This window comes from Nostoc sp., assembly GCF_036917155.1.
In the GTDB taxonomy this organism is placed as follows: Bacteria; Cyanobacteriota; Cyanobacteriia; order Cyanobacteriales; family Nostocaceae; genus Nostoc.
In genome coordinates this window covers 1-18,665 of sequence record NZ_JBALDZ010000087.1, presented here as the reverse complement: position 1 = coordinate 18,665, position 18,665 = coordinate 1, and the positions used below count along the sequence as shown (strand labels likewise).

Here is an 18,665-nt window from a genome sequence, read left to right as displayed (position 1 = left end):
CACGATGTTTCAATGTGTCCTTGTACAAATCCCCTGATTTTAATTATGGGGATTTCCCTGTTGCCTGTTGCCCGTTCCCTGTTCCCTTTTAAATCCCCCTTTACTTGAAGAATTCATCTATCTTGAGAAAGATTTTTAACTTAACTTCTAAATACATCTTTGACATATTAATGACACAACATTGACATAGATATAAATAAAACCTTAAAAAAAGAAGAACTGTTAGTTAATGAATTAATCTACTTAAATTCATCACAATTAAGTCAAAAAAAACTGGCTTAATTGTAAAGAGTTAAGTAAAAGGAAAAGATTGATGAACAAGATTATTGCAGGAATAGTGGCAATACCACTGTTGCTAGCCTCGATGCCAAAACAGGCATCAGCACTCTCAGTAGTCAACCCAGGTGTTCAAAAACCACTTGTGGGAACATTACTTGCGAGGCGTTCCCAGCGTCGTCGGTGGGTAGGTGGACATTGGGTAATCAGAAATCACCACCGCGTATGGGTTAAGGGTCATTATCAGTATTACTAACCATGAACTAAGCGTGAGATTTAGGTATTTGTAGCTAAATCTCAAAATACTCCTAGTAATTTCTAGGAGTTAACATGTCAACCCTTTCAATGCGTTCATTTGTACTATATTTTTGGACTCTCTATTAATCCTTGCGCTAGAGTCCTGACGAGATTTTCTGGCACAAAATGCACGAATCTTAGACACCATATTTTGATGATCTTTGATGTTGTGATCGCCTTTAATGACATCAATAGCCTCAAGCCCTAATTTGACACTCTATACAGTGTAAAGGTTTCAGGCTTTGATTTAATAGTTCATTTGTTCGCATTGAAAGGGCTGGAGTTAACATGCCTACTTATTGGGGAAAGTGTTTTATGCCTTTAACCTTTAATTAATATGCACCCCAATCAGAAAAAGCGCATTTTGGGGTTGGTAAACCAGTCGGGCGATCGCAGTTTTTCAAATTAACTTTGATCTCTCACTACAGGTGAACAGCAGAAAAATGGTTGCAGACTCACAGTGATATTAAATTTTATACAACATTAAAGAATTGGAATAATCTGAATGTCTACATTTACCGTCACTAATACCAACAATAGTGGTGCAGGTTCACTGCGGCAGGCAGTCCTAAATGCCAAGCTTGATAATCTCGTAGGTAAATTCATTAACAAAGGTTCAGTCGTGAGAGTTTAAAACGATATTCTTTTTCTCAATTCATAATTTCATAATTATCTTGAATCTGCCTCTTTCGCTCTTTTTATTCATCCAATATTGACAGGACTGGTTCATATTTTTGCTACAGAATCCTTACTAGATGATTACTACCAAGCTGATTAAACAGTTTGGTGGCAATCCCTAGAATGGATACATTCTTTTAGCTCACATTCCACAATTATACGCTGGGCATCAGGAAAACTTCATTGTGGGTGATGACGTAGCAACTTTACTATCAATACTTTTTTGCTGCTGGTAGATTCCTTTTTCAGCTTATCTGCTTTACATACTAATTAGACAATTAGGGAACCCAACGCTTACATGAGACAAGCGGTTGCGCCCCATCCTTAGTAAATAATCTGGTAAAGAAAATGGCGAAAGAAATAGAGCGGAAATATTTAGTGAGAGGAGATAGCTGGAGAGGATTAGCTGAAGGTCGTATATATCGTCAAGGATATATTGCCACACAAGACAAAGCGACGGTACGTATACGTATAGTCGGGGACAAAAGTTATTTAACAATTAAAGGCCCCAATATTAAATATTCAAGATTAGAGTTTGAGTATCCTATTCCTGTTGAAGATGCTCAAGAAATGCTTGAGACATTGTGTGAACGTCCCTTTATCGAAAAAATCAGATATAAAATAGAGTCGGGTGGTTTAATTTGGGAAATAGATGAGTTTGATGGTGTTAATAAAGGACTAATATTAGCAGAAGTTGAACTCAGTGATGAAAACCAACAAATTGAACTACCAACCTGGATTGGAGAAGAAGTTTCTGATGACTCCAGATATTTCAACAGCAATTTAGTAAAATACCCTTTTTCACAATGGTAATGGTTGAAATATTAGGAACATAGGTTTGCTACTACCCAAACGAAGGTAAAGCCTTTCTATAGGGTATAGTCCGCAGAGATGGTCTAATAGATAGAAGTGAAAAAGTATGTAGAGACGTAGTAATGCTACGTCTCTACAAAGGTTCAAGATAATGCAATATTTAATTTCTTCAGATAACTTACTATTTAAACTACGGTTTTGATTGGTGAAAATAACAAGACTCAGATCCCCGACTTCTCTAAGAAGTCGGGGATCTCGTTATTGACGAATAATTTAGGATTGCTTGCTATATATCGATCTTTGAATGTATGAAGTTAGTTAAACTACGGCAAAAATATCGATTTATGAGTGTTTGTATATATTAAAAGGGAACAGGGAACGGGCAACAGGGAACAGGGAAATCCCCATAATTAAAATTAGGGGATTTGTACAAGGACGTATTTTTTCTTGCGCTACGCGTCCCCTTAAAAAATGTTTTTATTTCTTTCATAAATAAATTTAGGGGCTTGTACCCTAAATCTTCGGGGCTAATTCTTGCACTGTTCCCTGTTCCCTCTTCCCTGTTCCCGCCCCGAAGGGGCTTGGTCAAAGCCCAGTAAAATCATCGGTTTTTGAGGGTATTTACTAATAAAAATTAGCTCAAAATAACTAGCTAAATTTAAATTTAAATATCCGTTTTTTATTCCTGGACAACTTGAAAACGCGTGCTAGAATTACAGCAAAACTGCCTAATAAATAGTCGGTAAACTTAATTCACTTACTAACTTTAGAGACTGTAATGAGTGGTTTACTCAGGCTTATTTATGGGTATTTGAAGTCAGACTGAAATTATTGAGTCTTAGATAATAAACATTGAGGTAAAAATATAAATCATGAAGTACGTTACTAGTTTTTTTAGTACTCTATTTTTTGTTAGCACTGGACTATATTTACTACCTCATTCGATAGCCGATGCAGTTACCTTAAGCAATGGTACGTTGGCGCAGCCCGCCGTAGGCATCGCCTTTACCGAACCACCACGTTTAGTGAGTGCCAGCACTCCATACGGCACTACAAGTTTTCCGAACACGACGTACTATTTCACTCTGGAAGTGCCAGCAACAGCTGGGGAACCCTTGCAGCAGGTTACTTTCAACCAGATTCAGGGGACTGAAGATATTAAATTCAATCAGAAAGATACTTTTGCCTTTGAAGGCACACGCAATCAACAAGGTTCAAAGTTGGCACTCAAAACTGTAAAAGGTAACGACAAACAGCAGACTATCACAGTAACCTTTGATACTCCCATAGCACCAGGTAAGACGGTTACTATTGGTCTGCAAACTTACGAAAATCCTTTTGATGATGGTGTCTATTTATTTGGCGTTAAGGCTTTTCCCTCTGGTGAGAAAACTGTTGGCCAATTTCTTGGCATTGGACGCTTTCAATTTTATGGTCCCATGACTACAGAGAATTAATTTGATTATGGATTGGGTATTAGGAAAACGCTTTCCTAATACCTAATACTTAGTTCTTTTTGTCTGACCTATTCGACGGAAAATCTGTTATTTTAAGCATTGGGGACAAGTATAATTCTTGTCCTTTCTTTTTTTGAGAAGTTTTCGCCACAAACTGAACTCTCTTAAGGAGTAATGTCAATAAATTTTAATAAACTCTTGTTTTTTAGCACAATCTATGCAAATCTCATAACTGTATGATACGGTACATTAGTCGATTTACAGTAGATTAACAGTAAATTAGGTGGGTTATCCGATAAACTCAAAATTTAGTGCCAAGTAAACTTTTGGCGTCCATTACAAGGGTTCTTGAAAGCTATGTCTGAGCCACGCTACGGGATCTGGATTCCCGTTTACGGCAACTGCGGCGTAATGAACCATCCTCTTGAACCTCGTGATGCCAGTTATTCACGAGCTAAGGATCTCCTCCAGTTGGCTGAACGGTGCGGGTTTACTACAACTTTGATCGCAGAACACATCATTAATCCCAGAAATCAACAATTAGATCAACTGGAAACTTGGACAGCAGCAGCAGCCCTTGCCGAAGCCACAAATTCTATCGAAATTATTGCCGCTGTAAAGCCTTTACTTTTTCATCCAGCAATCTTAGCGAAGATGGCATTAGGCATTGATGCGATAAGTGGTGGGCGTTTTGCGATCAACTTAGTAAGTGCCTGGTTTAAGCCAGAAATGGAGAAATCAGGCATATCTTTTCTTCCCCACGATGAGCGTTACCGCTATTCCGACGAGTGGATCAAAGTAGTCAAGGCACTGTGGAGTGGAGAAAGAGTTAACTTTCAAGGACATTATTTTCAGATTAGTGACCTCAGTTTCAATCCTCCTCCCGTAGCCAATCCTCATCCACGTGTGTATGTGGGAGGTGAGTCAGAACCAGCGCAGGCATTAGCGGCAAAAGAGGCAGATGTATTTTTTCTCAATGGTCGTCCTATAGAAGTGATCCGAGAAACCATTGCTCAGGTTGCAAAACAGCCGCGCGATCGCTCCAAACCACTGGGCTTTGCGATGTCCGCATTTGTGATTGCTCGATCCACAGATGAAGAAGCTCAAGAAGAATATCACAACTTGCGGGCAATGGTAGTAGCACAAGACGATCGCTCAGAGCTGCTCAAAGGAGTCGATTCCGAAGTCGTAATGTTCAAGAACTTAGCCAAGTACCCTGGCGTAGGAAGTAACGGTGGCACCGCAGCTGGCTTAGTTGGTAGCTATGACACCGTTGCTAGTCGCATTGCCGAATTTAATAGAGTGGGAATTGGCACATTTATGCTGCAATTTCAGCCGTTCACGACTGAGATGAGGCATTTTTTCGAGGAGGTAATGCCACGAGTGCGATCGTTGGAACTGGTGCCCCCTTTTTAAGAGGGTTGGGGGATCTCAAACCACGGTAATACGACGTGCCATAATGCATCTCTGCTACGAGGTTAATAGTACTGTTTTATACCAAGTGTTTTTGATTTTCATGGGAAAATATCGCAAATTAATTGCGTAGGCGTAGCCCATCGTAGACATCGCACCTCGAAAACATTAGTTAATTTCACTTATATCATGTTTTATTTTAAGTATTAAATAAATTTATAAGTTAATTACAACAATTGCTGCAATGATTTAAGCCTTTCTTATATATGGAATAGCATTTGTTGCAAAGTATTAAACAATTGCTACAACAGCTTATACATTTGTAAGAAAGACTTAAGCCTTTCTTATACATGGAATAGCATTTGCTGCAACAGCTTATACATTTGCAAGAAAGACTTAAGCCTTTCTTATACATCAAGTAATATTAGCTGCAAAGGTTTAAATTTTCACAGCCTCAAGCGTAGGAGCGATCGCTCTTGCTTGTTGTCTGAGATAGATAATATCTCTTGCATAAATCAAAAATAAGAACCCCAAAGAGACAAAGCTATGCTTTGGCTCCGCTCCCCTTAGCCTACGGTGTACACACAAGTCTAGAAACCCCAGCTGAAACTTGGTTTCGTTGCCCTAATCTCTAAATTCTGGAGAGAAGTGGAGTTTCAAGTTCCCAAAAATTTGGGTATTTATGGGGCTAAAACAGTTGGAAGCTATACGGGTAGTACTTGTGTATACATGGTAGCCTTAGCAAGGGGAAGGGTTGCGGGTGGGATAAAGCGTATGTGAGACAAGCGTTTGAGCTTCGGTTGACATATTAATGTATAACTAAATTAATAAGTGTTATTTGACAATTCATTGTGTGAAATATTTAGCTAGCTTTTAAATGTGAAAAATAACAAATCAAGTTTAGCTTGTCTTAATAAAACTATTTAGAGTTATGGATTGGCTTGACAATATTATATTTATTCAATAGGAGTAAATTTTCATGATGAATCTTCTTAAATTAAATAAAGTTGACTTTTTGGTTTTAATTTCTGTTGTTATAATTGGCTTAATACATTTACCTTTTCCATTTTCAGGAGATCAAGCACTATTTACAACAGGTGCTTTAGAGATGCAACAAGGAAAGGTACTCTATCGAGATTTTTGGGATTTAAAGCAACCTGGAATTTATTACTTTTATTTTTTAGCAGGAACTTTATTTGGGTTTAATGAGATTGGTATCCATATCTTTGAACTTATCTATATGGTGCTTTTCTCTATCATATTGCAACTGACTCTAAAAACCTATTTTCGGCATCAGATAATAGCAAGTCTAGTACCTTTGTTAACGGTTGGTGTTTACTATATTTCTTCATATCATCGGCAATTTACTCAAGTAGAAGGACTAGTTGGGTTTCCTTTATTTTTATGTCTTTGGCTGACTTATGAATCTTTTAGTCATGAAGGAGAACAAAGATTTATTAAACTTTTAATATCTGGTTTTATGGGTGGGATTGTCCTGATACTTAAATTAATATTTTTGCCAATCTTGCTTTGCTTTTGGCTAACTATCCTACTGCATTCTGTATTGATAAAACATCAAAACTTTCAAAAAATATTTATTGAGATTTTCTTGCCAATTTCTATCGGAGTTATCTTACCACTTCTAGTTGTTTTCAGCTACTTTGCCGAAGTTAATAGTTTATCGATTGTATATAAGACATTTTTTGTATATCCTGGTCAAGTGGTTGCTAATGGTAAATTTAATATATCTAAGTTACTTTTTGGAACAGCATGGTTCTTAAAGAACTTTATCACTTTGGTTTTAATAGCTACTGTTGCAGTAAATGTATCCTTGCGTAAGGATAGGAATTTATTGACTTTGCTACTTGTTGTTTGGTTTGTTTTGGGGCTGATTGTTATTGTTTTACAAACTAGGTCACTTTGGAGCTACCATTATTTACTATTATTTGTACCTACAGGTATTTTAGCAACGAAAGGGTTAGATATATTATGGCAGCCTTTAAAAGAATTGAGTTCACCACTAATTAAGATTCTGGTGTCATTTTTGTTTTTATTACCTTTATTATTAAATTTTCAATTCAAGAGTTTTGCTTTAGTGAAGAATAATTTTGCTTTGACTAAAGATACACAATTTAAATATCAGACTGTATTTAGAGAAGACTATACATTGCTGCGTTCAGAAGTTGATTTTCTTTCTCAACCAGGAAATTTACCTGGTAAGATTTTTGTTGCTGGCGACCCGTCTATTTACTACTTATCTGGTCGTACTCAAGCAACATCCCTAAATGCCTGGTCACTTGAATTTTTTCTATCTGAGCAATGGCCACAACTTCTACAGGAGTTAGATTTATCCAAGCCTCCTTATATATTTCTTAGTGATAACTATCAGCCTCTCATTAAACAAGAGTTTCCCAAGATTCTAGAATTGATTGATAAAAGATATCATATATTATCCAAAAGTAATGATGGTGTTTGGTATATTTTGAACTGAGAAAACTGGAACCATAATACCGCTATAGCGGTTCTCGTTCACGTGAGGTAAGTAAGTCGGTGAGAAAAATTCAATGTATATGAAGAAATATAAATTAGCTGTAGGGTGTGTTATGCCTTATAGCAACGCACCTGAGATTGTTGACGGTGCGTTGCGCTTTGCGACAACACACCCTACATTAAAATTCCTTAACATAGCTGGAAATATTAGCACCAGGTAATTCCTGAACGTAGCCAATATACCAATCATCTATCTTTTCAAATACAGCAGTAAAAGAATTTTCCATTGTTGGATGCTTCATAATTTATCCCTATTTACTAAACCGTCACACCCTCTAACTCCTCATCTGTCAACTCATATAATTGGCGCAATTTCTCTAACTTATCACTATCAGCTTCCCAGAAACCTCGCCCATGCGCCTCTAACATTCGGCCTAAAATATTGCGAAAAGCTTCAGGATTTGCCTTGCGTAATTTATCCGCCATCTCTGCATCTAATGCATAAGTATCAGCCGCTTGATCGTATACCCAATCATCTGTAAAATCGGCAGTACCACCCCAACCAATCAACGCCGTCATCCGTTGGGAAATTTCAAAAGCACCACCAGAACCTTGATTTGCCATCGCTTGTGCCCATTTGGGATTTACCAACTTAGTGCGATACTCCATTCGCAGCAAATCATCTAAATTGCGGGGTGTGGTATCTTTCGAGAAACTTTCTACAAAGCTGGTTGTAACCTTCTTACCGCCTTGTTTTTCTGCTGCCTTTTTCAAACCGCCCGTATTGGCGTAATATTCTTGAATATCAGTTAAACCATATTCTACCGAATCGATTTCTTGAACAATGCGATCGCTAGTTTTTAACAACGTATTCAAAACTTCCGGTCTAGCTTGACCTTTATCTTCTCTCCCGTAGCTGAATACATTGCGACTTTGCCAAGTATTCCCCAACTCCTCACCAGATTCCCAATTACCATCAACCACCCGATCATTCACTAAAGAACCAAAATCACCCGCCGGATTAGAAAACAATCTCGCCGATGCATTTTCTACACCTTGGGCTTTCAAAGCCAAAGCGTGTCTTCTAACAAAATTCTGATCTTCCGATTCATCAGCATCAGCCGCCCGTTGAAATAAATCATCCAACAATTCGATAATATTGACAAAACTATCCCGGAAAATCCCAGACAAATTACCCAACACATCAATCCGGGGATGTCCAACCTCAGCCAACGGCTTCAACTCATAACGAACAACTCTACCAGTTCCTTCCTTAACAGGTTCAGCCCCCACCAACTCCAAAAGAATCCCCAAAGATTCACCCTTAGTTTTAATCGCATCCAATCCCCAAAGCATCACCGCCACCGTTTCAGGATATTTCCCATATTCATCCAAATGCTGGGCGATAATTTTTTGACCAATTTCCCGTCCCCGTTGGTATGCAGCAGGTGAAGGCATCCGATAAGGATCTAAAGCATGAATATTCCTCCCCGTAGGCAAAACCCCAGCCCCATCCCTTAACAAATCCCCCCCAGGCGCAGGCGGAATATACTCCCCATTCAACCCCCTTAACAAATTCGTCAACTCATCCGTAGACTGCATCAACAAATCCCTTATTAACCTTTCCTCCTCCTCTCTTCCTTCTCTGCGAGACGCTGCGCGAACGCGTCCTTTGCGCCTTTGCGGTTCGTTTTCTTCCTCTTCCCCCCCAAAATAAGCCTCCAAATAAGAAGCCAATTCCTCTTCATTCGGCGCTTCCCCCAAAGTATGCAACCCAGAAGAAAACAACCGATTTTCTAAAACCTGCAAATATCCATACAACTCCACCAAATAATCATCAAAAGCATGACCGCTAAACATTCGCACATTCTCTGGAGTAAACGCAATCCCCAACCTCTTCGCATCCGCAAACGGACAATCTGCATCCAACCCAGAATCCACAATTTTTTTACAAATCCCTTCCTTCAAAACATAATTCTTTTGTGGATCTTCGCGATACTCCGAAATCAAATCCCGCAACGACACCAATTCCTTATACAAACCTGCACGTCCATAAGGCGGCACATTATGAGAAATTAACACACCATAACCGCGACGTTTTGCCAACATCGATTCAGACGGATTATTCGCCGCATATATATATAGATTAGGCAAATTTCCTAACAGAATATCCGACCAAGAATAACCCGTATTACCCAACGGTGAACCAGGCAACCATTCCACAGTTCCGTGCATTCCAAAATGAACTAAAGCATCAGCTTCAAACTCATTTTGTAACCATTTATAATAAGCTACATATTGCGGATGAGGCGTTAAATCTCGTTCAAACATTAAACGCATCGGGTCGCCTTGTATTCCCAAAGGTGGCTGTACACCTATCCACACATTTCCTAATTGCACACCACCAATTTGGAATTCATCACTGTATGTTTTAATACCAGTCCCCGTGAGAGATTTCCATTGTTTTTCGATGCGAGATGTTTGCAGATATCCCAGCCATTTTTCTAGAGTACGAACATTGACACTACTTGTAGGATGGGCAAGATGCCCGCCATCGTCTACGGGCAGGCGAGACGACTGCCCCACAAGAGGATTAGCTTCATCTGCTTCTTTCACCCAGCGAATCAATTCTTCCCCATCTTCTGGTAAATCCCCCACGCTATAACCTTGTTCTTTAAGTGCGTGGAGAAACTTCAGCAAACTACGTGGCACATTTAATAATGCAGCTGTGCCTACAGCACCATAACCAGGCGGAAACCCATATAAAATAATTGCAATTTTGCGTTCCGAAGCAGGTTTTTGCCGCAAAGTCACCCAACTTTTTACCCTACCAATTAATCGCTGCACCCTTTCAGGAACCAGATAAATATTTTCGCCCACCAATCCACCAAGGGGAACGGTATCAATAGCGCCATCTAATTCTGGTAAGGCGTACAACACCACACTTTGCAATCCGCCGATACCTTGGCGCGTCCACGAGGAAATATCTTGAATTAATAGTGGTGCAGCAACAATATAAGGTACATTCTTGGCAGTGAGGATGCGCTTTGCGACTTCTATTTGACGGCCTGCTTCCATTGAACCAGCGGGGCCACCCACCAGAGGAAAGCCAATTGTAGAGACGATCGCATCTACTTTTACTGCTTCACTAGAAAGTGAGGGAGTTTCTACATTACCTAGTTGTCGTTGCTGAATTTCATAGTCGGTTGTGATTAAATCTCGTACCGCCACGTGTCCTTCTACGCCGTTGATGAAGATGGGTAAAGGAGTTAAGCCGGCTTTTTCAAAACTGCGAATTAGCTGGAGAATATAGGGTTGTTTGGTGATGACGTGTTTTCGGTAGAGGAGAATTCCGATAACTGGGGAGGCGTCATTTGGGGAGAAGACGCGATGAATCGCGTCTCTACAATGGGTTTTATACCATTCTAAATACTTGCGGGGCGATTCAAAAAACCCTGGGTAATCGGGATGGAGTAATCCGATGTTGGGGGTTTCGACTAGTGGGGGAATGTCGCCGACTTTTAAATCCAAGTATTTTTCTGCTAGTGTCCAGAATAATGAAGCGACGTTTTCTGAACCGCCAGCATTCCAATAGCCATAGATAATTAACCAGTTGCGTAAGTCTTGGACTTTTTGTACTGGCACGTATTTCAGTAGTTTGGGGCCAATTTTTAAGAAGCTGATGTAACCAGCGAGTTTGTCTTCTTCTGGTCCATTGCTAAATTTGTCGAGGATGAATTTAACGGGTTTGGGCATTCCTTTGGGTTTGTCGCCAATCGCAAAGTCACCCAATTTGGTTAAACTCATCAATTCTAAGGCTGACTCAAAGACTAGACGGATGGGAATTTGGGAAATGCGATCGCGCAACCACACAACCTGGTCATAATCAAATAGTAGGCTACCGAAAAACACATCAGCGTCATGCAGTGCTGCTTCTACCTCGGTACGAATGCTGGTAAGATCGCGATCGCTAAATACCCGAATATCCAACTGTGGACAGCGAGAGTTAGCCAAAAAAGCTGCTTTTCTATACAAGTCCGCGTTGAACGATTCAAACCCAGCAATCAAGACGATGCGTTTCATGCCTGTAAGCTACGAAATATTTCTTTACTTAAATTTTAGATGCAATCTCTATATTTTGTGCGTCAGTTACCTGCAAACTGCTGTAAGTTCAAAAATCAAATCGGATGCAATAGTATCGAGGAAATAGAGTTATGTTGAAGATTTTTGCTGACCGTGGTGGCACATTCACAGATATTGTTGCTGTTACCAATAATCAAGCAATTATAGATAGACTATTAAAATATCCTGAGCGTTTTTTAATTGTGACTCTGCCCAATCAGCAATGGATTATAGTCTATAAACTACTTTCAGAAAATCCCGAACAATATCAAGATGCAGCCATTCAAGGTATTCGGGATATTATCGGTATTCCTAATAACAAACCTATTCCAACTGAAGCGGTAGAAGTTGTCAAGATGGGGACAACAGTAGCGACAAATGCCCTATTAGAAAGGAAAGGCAATCGCGTCGTTCTTCTCATCACCAAAGGCTTTAAAGATGCGCTAAGAATTGGCTACCAAAACCGTCCTAACATCTTTGCCCGTCATATCGTTTTACCAACAATGCTTTATGAACAGGTAATTGAAATAGATGAAAGGTATGATGCTAATGGCAATGAATTAATACCCATAAATATTGAACAAGTCAAAGGTGACTTAGAAGCAGTTTACCATACAGGAATTCGGAGTTGTGCTATTGTTTTTATGCACAGCGATCGCTATCCCGAACACGAAAAACAAATAGCCCAACTTGCCTTAAAAATCGGCTTTACTCAAATATCTGTATCTCATCAAGTTAGTCCCTTAATGAAGTTGGTTAGCCGAGGGGATACAACAGTAGTCGATGCTTATTTAACTCCTATTCTGCGTCGTTATGTCAACCAAGTAGCGAGTCAGTTACCTGGAGTCAAATTAATGTTCATGAAATCTGACGGCGGTTTAGTTACAGCCGAGCAATTTCAAGGAAAACATAGTATTTTAAGTGGCCCGGCTGGCGGTATTGTTGGCGCAGTGCAAACTAGTAAAAGGGCAAATTTCGAGTTAGTTATTACCTTTGATATGGGAGGAACAAGTACAGATGTTGCCCACTTTCAAGGAGAGTATGAACGACAACTAGATTCAGAAATAGCTGGGGCGCGGATGCGAGTTCCTGTATTAGCAATTAATACCATTGCTGCTGGAGGTGGTTCAGTTCTCTTTTTTGATGGTTCTAGTTATCGTGTTAGCCCTAAATCTGCCGGTTCAAATCCTGGGCCTGCTTGTTATCGACGTGGCGGGCCATTAGCGGTTACTGATGCCAATGTGATGTTAGGTAAAATTCACCCACAATATTTTCCCTCGGTTTTTGGCATTGATGGCAATTTACCTTTAGATAAAGATACTGTAATTCAGCAATTTACCCAATTAGCCCAAGACATTCGAGCCGCTACATTAAATCATTGTACTCCCGAAGCAGTAGCCGCTGGATTTATTGCGATCGCAGTGGAAAATATGGCGAATGCAATTAAAAAAATTAGTCTGCAACGCGGTTATGATGTTACCCAATATGTGATTTGTTGTTTTGGTGGTGCTGGTGGGCAAGTTGCTTGTTTAATTGCCGATACCTTGGGAATGAAAAAAATATTTCTACATCCTTATGCTGGCGTTCTCTCTGCTTACGGAATGGGATTAGCTGATGTGCGGGCAATTAGAGAAGGAGGAGTTGAACAACCTTTAAATCAAGCATTAATTCCTCAGTTACAGCAGTTAATGGCATATTTAGAAACTCAAGCTAGAAGTGAAATAGATGAGGCACTGAGTCAAGTAGAAGTAATCCGAAAAGCTAATTTAAAATATGAGGGTACTAACTCTACATTGACAGTTAATTTTGCCGATGATGTGGTAGTGATGCGACAAGAATTTGAGACTGAACATCAATCTCGTTATGGTTTTATTCAATTAGAGAAAAACTTAATTGTCGAATCAGCTTCAGTGGAAGTAATTCAGAAAATGGATACTCCTGAAGAACCTTTAATAATTCGTATTCGCCCTTTGGATGAAGATCCCGTATCTGTTGAGACAGTCAGGATGTTTACTGCTGATAGATGGTATGATACTCCTGTTTATCGACGGGAAGATTTGCAACCGGAAGATATTATTAATGGCCCTGCGATCGTTGTGGAAAAAATTAGCACAATTGTAGTTGAGCCTAACTGGCAAGGGAGATTAACTACAAAAAATCATCTAATTTTAGACCTTAAAAGGGAACAGGGAACGGGCAACAGGCAACAGGGAAATCCCCATAATTAAAATCAGGGGATTTGTACAAGGACACATTGAAACATCGTGGCTGACGCCATCTCGTTTCAAATATTTTTATCTCTTTTCATAAATAAATTTAGGGGCTTTAAACCCTGTATTCGGGGCTAATTTTTTTTCTGTTCCCTGTTAAGAGTTCCCTGTTCCCGCCCCGAAGGGGCTTGGTAAATATTAATTAATTCATCAGTGTTAGTCTGTATTTACAAGATAATCAATAAGCTAAACCACATCTAGTTTGCATATCTAAAATTTATATAACTCTTGTGGGATGGGCATCTTGCCCGCCCTAATGATGCAAGTTAAATGTGTAATAGCTTATCAGCTACCTTGTAGTAAACCTAAATAGAAGTTAAATTTCACCATAGAAGTCAAAAATGTATACAACATCTAAATCCGATCCCATCCGCTTAGAAATATTCAAAAATCTCTATCAATTTATCGCCGAACAAATGGGAATTGTGTTGCAAAATACAGCCACATCAGTGAATATCAAAGAAAGGCTAGATTTCTCCTGCGCTATTTTTGACTCATCGGGATTACTAGTAGCAAATGCCCCACATATTCCTGTACATTTAGGCTCAATGAGTGAAAGTGTCCGCAGTTTAATTAACGATAAAGGCGACATCCTAAAACCAGGAAACGTCTATCTATCTAATAACCCCTATAACGGCGGAACACATCTGCCTGATGTAACTGCAATTACCCCTGTATTTTTAGAAAGTAGTGAAAATAATCCATCCCCAATGCCCATCTTTTTCGTTGCTTCTCGCGGACACCAAGCAGATATTGGTGGAATTACTCCCGGTTCAATGCCTCCCCACAGCACCACAGTAGAAGAAGAAGGAATTCTTTTTGATAATTTTCTCTTGGTTGAAGAGGGAAATTTTCGAGAAACCGTAGTCAGACAGCACTTCTCAAATCATACTTATCCTGCTCGTAAACCTGACCAAAATCTAGCCGATTTTAAAGCCCAAATTGCTGCAAATGAACGGGGAGTTCAAGAACTTTCTAAAATGGTTGCACAATACGGAATTGATACTGTTCAAGCTTATATGACATTTGTGCAAGCTAATGCTGAGGAGTCTGTGAGACGTGCGATCGCAGTTCTCAAGGATGGCTCATTTACTTATAAAATGGATAATGGGGCACAAATTCAAGTTAAAGTAACGATTCACCCAGAAAACCGTAGTGCTACCATCGATTTTACTGGCACTTCTCTACAACTAAATAGTAATTTTAATGCTCCTAAAGCTGTAACTCAGGCGGCAGTCTTATACGTCTTCCGTACTTTAGTTGATGATAATATTCCTCTCAATGCCGGGTGTCTTAATCCTCTAGAAATTATTATCCCGGTTGGCTGTATGCTCAACCCAACCTATCCAGCCGCAGTAGTCGCAGGTAATGTCGAAACTTCTCAAACTATTGTGGATGCTTTATATGGTGCTTTGGGTGTTATGGCTGCTTCTCAAGGAACGATGAATAATTTTACTTTTGGTAATGAGCAATATCAATATTATGAAACTATCTGTGGCGGTTCGGGCGCGGGGATTGATTTTGATGGCACTGATGGTGTCCATTCTCACATGACAAACTCTCGTTTGACCGATCCAGAAGTTTTAGAAACCTGTTATCCTGTACTTTTAGAAAGCTTTAGTCTTCGTTCCGATAGCGGTGGTAAAGGAAAATATTCGGGTGGTAATGGAGTTGTCCGCCGCATTCGATTTCTAGAACCGATGACAGCTAATATTCTCTCTAGTCATCGGGTTGTTCCTACCTTTGGATTAAATGGTGGGGAAGCAGGAAAAGTAGGACGGAATTGGATACAACGTCAGAATGAAATTGAAGAGAATTTAGATAGCACAGCAACAGTAGAGATGAAAACTGGAGATGTTTTTGTAATAGAAACTCCTGGCGGTGGTGGATTTGGTAAAGTCTCTTAGTTAAAAAGTTTAGCTAATCACCATGATTATTATCGAGTACAACATACTTGCTATTTTCTTCCCGTAATCGGGCATCTTGCTCATTGTAAAAGAACGACAGAAAAACAAAACGCCGGCCACTGGTGACAGGAGTAGCTTCATGCAATAAAGAGCAAGAAAAAATTACTGCTTCTCCTGCATTGGGACTATAAAGCTGGAGTCCATACTCTGGAAATCGTAGTTCTCCACCTTCGTAATCGCCAGTATTGAGATTCAGTGACATAGCAAATCGTCGGTGTACCGTACCTTTGGTAGTATTATCACGATGACGATTAAAGAAGCCTTTATCAGTTGCTTCGTAGCAGGATACCAAGTAGCGTTCAAAGCGAGTGATGCTAAACTGAAACGCCTTCTCTATTTCTGGCTTAACCCGTCGCATCATCATTTCACTGATTTGCTTTAATAGTTGAGGATCAGAAATTAAATAGTCTCGGCGTTTTTTAAATTCATAGTCATAGACTCCGACTGTTTTGCCATCGATTTGTCGCATGAAGCCAGAATCTTCACCACCATCTGCTTCGTATAAATCAATTAAATGTTGGCAAAAGCTTTGATTTAGCACATTGGGTATAAATAAAATAGGTGCTTGTCTCGCTGCTGGAATATTTTGTGGGATTCCGGGTAAGCTTTTGATAAACTCAAATACTTGTTCGCAAAGTTGAGTAGTATTTAAGATTGGCAAAACCTTGATAACTCGTAAATTTTCATCCAAAATAAAAATTGTTGGTCTATATTGCAGTTCGTTGTTTGCCTGCCCAATTGGTTGACAAATACCGTATTGGAAACTGACTTTCCGTTCAAAATCCCAAAGAAATTTGAAATAAGTTTTATTCTGTATTAAATCTGCTAGGAAAGTATCATTTGGGTCTATGCTCACACCGAAAAACGGTACTTGATATGTAGCTAACTGCTGTTGCTGATTAGAAAAGTCATCAATAATCTTCCGAATATAGTTATTCTTAGAACTTCCGAAAAAAAACAAAATGCTACGGTATCCGCCAACCGTATTAAAGTGAAAGTTTGGATTTGAGGTTGAGGGAAGAATGAACCAGGGAATCGGGTCGCCAACAGTAAGAGGTATCATAAGATATCAAATTCTATTTATAGCAACATTAAGTCTGGTAGATATTTTAATTGAAAAAATTACATCAGCCGGTTAAATAGTAATAATCTGTAAAGTTGGAATTTACGAATTGGGCAGAATATCAAATTTAGATATTTAGTAGTATTTGAGATTTTCAAAACAGGGTTTTAGAAAGTAATCTAAAATCCAAAATCTAAAATCCAAAATTGCTATAAGCTGGCTTCAACTTCCCCAGAAAATTGAGCATAGCTGAAACCACAGCATCCGGCGACTCAATCAAGAAGCCATGACCACCACGTTCGATGACTACAAGTTCAGCATTGGGAATAGCTTGAGCAAGTTGCTGGGAAAACTTGAGCGGGGTGAGAATATCTTGTTTACCAACCAAAACTAAGGTAGGACAATGAATTTGTTGGAGGCGGTCTGTTGTGTCACTGTTAAGGATGGCTTGGCTGTGATAATAAAGTGAATGAGTTGTCGGTGGGAAAGGATATCTGATCGCAAATTCAATCAGACCTTCGATCATGTCAGGAATTGAGTAGAAAGCATCTGTAAATATCCAGGGCAATATGACTTTTTCATAAAGTTTTAGGTCTACATGACTAGGAAGTTCGCCCCAAGTCTCGATGATGCTGTTGAATAAGGCATCACCCTTTGCCAAAGATGAAAGTAGCATCAGACTTTTTACCTTTTCAGGGTGTGCTAATACTAGTTCTTGGGCTATCTGACTACCCATTGAATGACCTGCTAAATGCACCTGATTAATCCCGATACAATCGAGTAAGGCTGCAACATCACCAGCCATCTGCTTCAGACTATAGGGGCTTTCGGGAGCAGAACTTCTCCCCATACCTCGGTTATCCAAGCGAATGACTTGATACTGCGAAACCAGCGATGGCATAATCAGCGACCAATAAGCATGATCGCAAAGAAAGCCAGCTATTAATAGCAAAGGCTCACCTGTCCCCTTAATGTCGTAGAACAAATCAATCCCGTTAATCTGAACCTTGGGCATAGTAAATAATTCGGCTAAACCTTATTTTAAGCAGGAATAGACAAGGCTCAACTCCTACGTCTTGAATTTCTCATCCACCGGAATTTGATAGCCGTTGGCGAGGCGATTGGTCATATTGGCTGTGGCCGCGATCGCCATTAGTTCCCCGAACATAGTATCATTCATACCCTTGGCACGTGCTGCCGCTGTGTGCGAGGCGATGCAGTACTCACAGCCATTGGTCGCACTCACGGCGATATAAATTAGTTCGCGCATCAGTGGATCAATTTCACCAGGGCTAACCATCACTTCCTTTAACGCTTGCCACGTTCGTTGCAGGGTAGGCGGATGGTTGGCTATGGCTTTCCAAAAGTTATTGATATAGTCATTCTGACGTGTAATGCGGATGTCATCATACACTGCACGTACTTCGTCGCTGGCTTCTTCGTATTCGATCAGCTTAGTCATGTTTTGATTCCATATAGTTTCCCCAGCGAGTGGGAACCCCTAGATTGTAATACTGAGTTGCAATTAAAGGTAGTAACTTGAGTCTTTGAGGCTGAAACTTTTAGCCCAAGCGCAACCCAACAAAATCAAGGATTATTGGTGTTGGGTTTGGTTCCTCAACTTAACCTACCCCTAGATTTATGAAAAACTCCATGCCACTTGCGGGATGGAGTTTCCCGTCTCTTTCAATAAATCCCTATATTTCTAAACTCTTTTTCTCTACGTAACCCAAGTTGCGTGTTAGGCGACTCTGGGTGCGAAGCACCCGGAGAGTCATGCGATCGCACAAAAACTCTTCGGTTACGTCAGATCATAACC

At 39.8% G+C, this 18,665-nt stretch carries 13 protein-coding genes; 8 read left to right on the top strand and 5 right to left on the bottom strand.

The window, feature by feature from the left end; genetic code table 11:
* Positions 1 to 313 precede the first annotated feature (313 nt).
* The 6 genes from V7K67_RS12950 (at position 314) to V7K67_RS12925 (ending at position 7,425) form a co-directional block, all read left to right on the top strand.
* The gene (locus tag V7K67_RS12950; protein WP_334711007.1) at positions 314 to 532 is read left to right on the top strand and encodes a hypothetical protein; all 219 of its coding nucleotides are present in this window, start codon (positions 314 to 316) and stop codon (positions 530 to 532) included.
* Positions 533 to 1,078: 546 nt separating this feature from the next.
* Positions 1,079 to 1,207: a hypothetical protein gene (locus V7K67_RS12945; RefSeq protein WP_334730184.1), complete on the top strand. Its 129-nt coding sequence runs from the start codon at positions 1,079 to 1,081 to the stop codon at positions 1,205 to 1,207.
* Positions 1,208 to 1,599: 392 nt separating this feature from the next.
* Positions 1,600 to 2,064 (top strand): CYTH domain-containing protein, encoded by a 465-nt coding sequence (locus tag V7K67_RS12940; RefSeq protein WP_334730183.1) that lies wholly within the window; start codon positions 1,600 to 1,602, stop codon positions 2,062 to 2,064.
* An 872-nt stretch (positions 2,065 to 2,936) separates the two neighbouring features.
* Positions 2,937 to 3,521 carry a DUF2808 domain-containing protein gene (locus V7K67_RS12935; RefSeq protein WP_334730182.1) on the top strand — a complete coding sequence of 195 codons (585 nt, stop codon included), beginning with the start codon at positions 2,937 to 2,939 and terminating at the stop codon, positions 3,519 to 3,521.
* A gap of 357 nt (positions 3,522 to 3,878) precedes the next feature.
* Entirely contained in the window at positions 3,879 to 4,937 is a 1,059-nt protein-coding gene (locus V7K67_RS12930) for an LLM class flavin-dependent oxidoreductase (RefSeq protein WP_335166839.1), read from the top strand.
* A 976-nt stretch (positions 4,938 to 5,913) separates the two neighbouring features.
* Entirely contained in the window at positions 5,914 to 7,425 is a 1,512-nt protein-coding gene (locus V7K67_RS12925) for a hypothetical protein (protein ID WP_334730180.1), read from the top strand.
* Between the two features lie 178 nt (positions 7,426 to 7,603).
* Here V7K67_RS12925 and V7K67_RS12920 read toward each other — a convergent pair whose 3' ends face one another.
* Both V7K67_RS12920 and bchH read right to left on the bottom strand, forming a co-directional pair.
* Positions 7,604 to 7,726, bottom strand: a complete 123-nt coding sequence (locus tag V7K67_RS12920) for a hypothetical protein (RefSeq protein ID WP_334730179.1) — start codon at positions 7,724 to 7,726, stop codon at positions 7,604 to 7,606.
* A gap of 16 nt (positions 7,727 to 7,742) precedes the next feature.
* Positions 7,743 to 11,507, bottom strand: coding sequence for a magnesium chelatase subunit H (bchH, locus tag V7K67_RS12915; RefSeq protein WP_335166837.1), 3,765 nt, complete (start codon positions 11,505 to 11,507; stop codon positions 7,743 to 7,745).
* A gap of 131 nt (positions 11,508 to 11,638) precedes the next feature.
* Between bchH and V7K67_RS12910 the strand changes: the two genes are divergently transcribed.
* Both V7K67_RS12910 and V7K67_RS12905 read left to right on the top strand, forming a co-directional pair.
* Positions 11,639 to 13,774, top strand: coding sequence for a hydantoinase/oxoprolinase family protein (locus tag V7K67_RS12910; protein WP_335166835.1), 2,136 nt, complete (start codon positions 11,639 to 11,641; stop codon positions 13,772 to 13,774).
* 383 nt (positions 13,775 to 14,157) lie between these two features.
* Positions 14,158 to 15,723: a hydantoinase B/oxoprolinase family protein gene (locus V7K67_RS12905; RefSeq protein ID WP_334730564.1), complete on the top strand. Its 1,566-nt coding sequence runs from the start codon at positions 14,158 to 14,160 to the stop codon at positions 15,721 to 15,723.
* Positions 15,724 to 15,736: 13 nt separating this feature from the next.
* Here V7K67_RS12905 and V7K67_RS12900 read toward each other — a convergent pair whose 3' ends face one another.
* The 3 genes from V7K67_RS12900 to V7K67_RS12890 form a co-directional block, all read right to left on the bottom strand.
* A complete protein-coding gene (locus tag V7K67_RS12900; protein WP_334730563.1) occupies positions 15,737 to 16,846 on the bottom strand; it encodes a 2OG-Fe(II) oxygenase in 1,110 nt (369 codons plus the stop codon).
* A gap of 193 nt (positions 16,847 to 17,039) precedes the next feature.
* Complete coding sequence (locus V7K67_RS12895; RefSeq protein ID WP_335166832.1) at positions 17,040 to 17,861, bottom strand: alpha/beta fold hydrolase; 822 nt, start codon at positions 17,859 to 17,861, stop codon at positions 17,040 to 17,042.
* A 54-nt stretch (positions 17,862 to 17,915) separates the two neighbouring features.
* The gene (locus tag V7K67_RS12890) at positions 17,916 to 18,308 is read right to left on the bottom strand and encodes a carboxymuconolactone decarboxylase family protein (RefSeq protein ID WP_322711936.1); all 393 of its coding nucleotides are present in this window, start codon (positions 18,306 to 18,308) and stop codon (positions 17,916 to 17,918) included.
* Between the last annotated feature and the right edge of the window lie 357 nt (positions 18,309 to 18,665).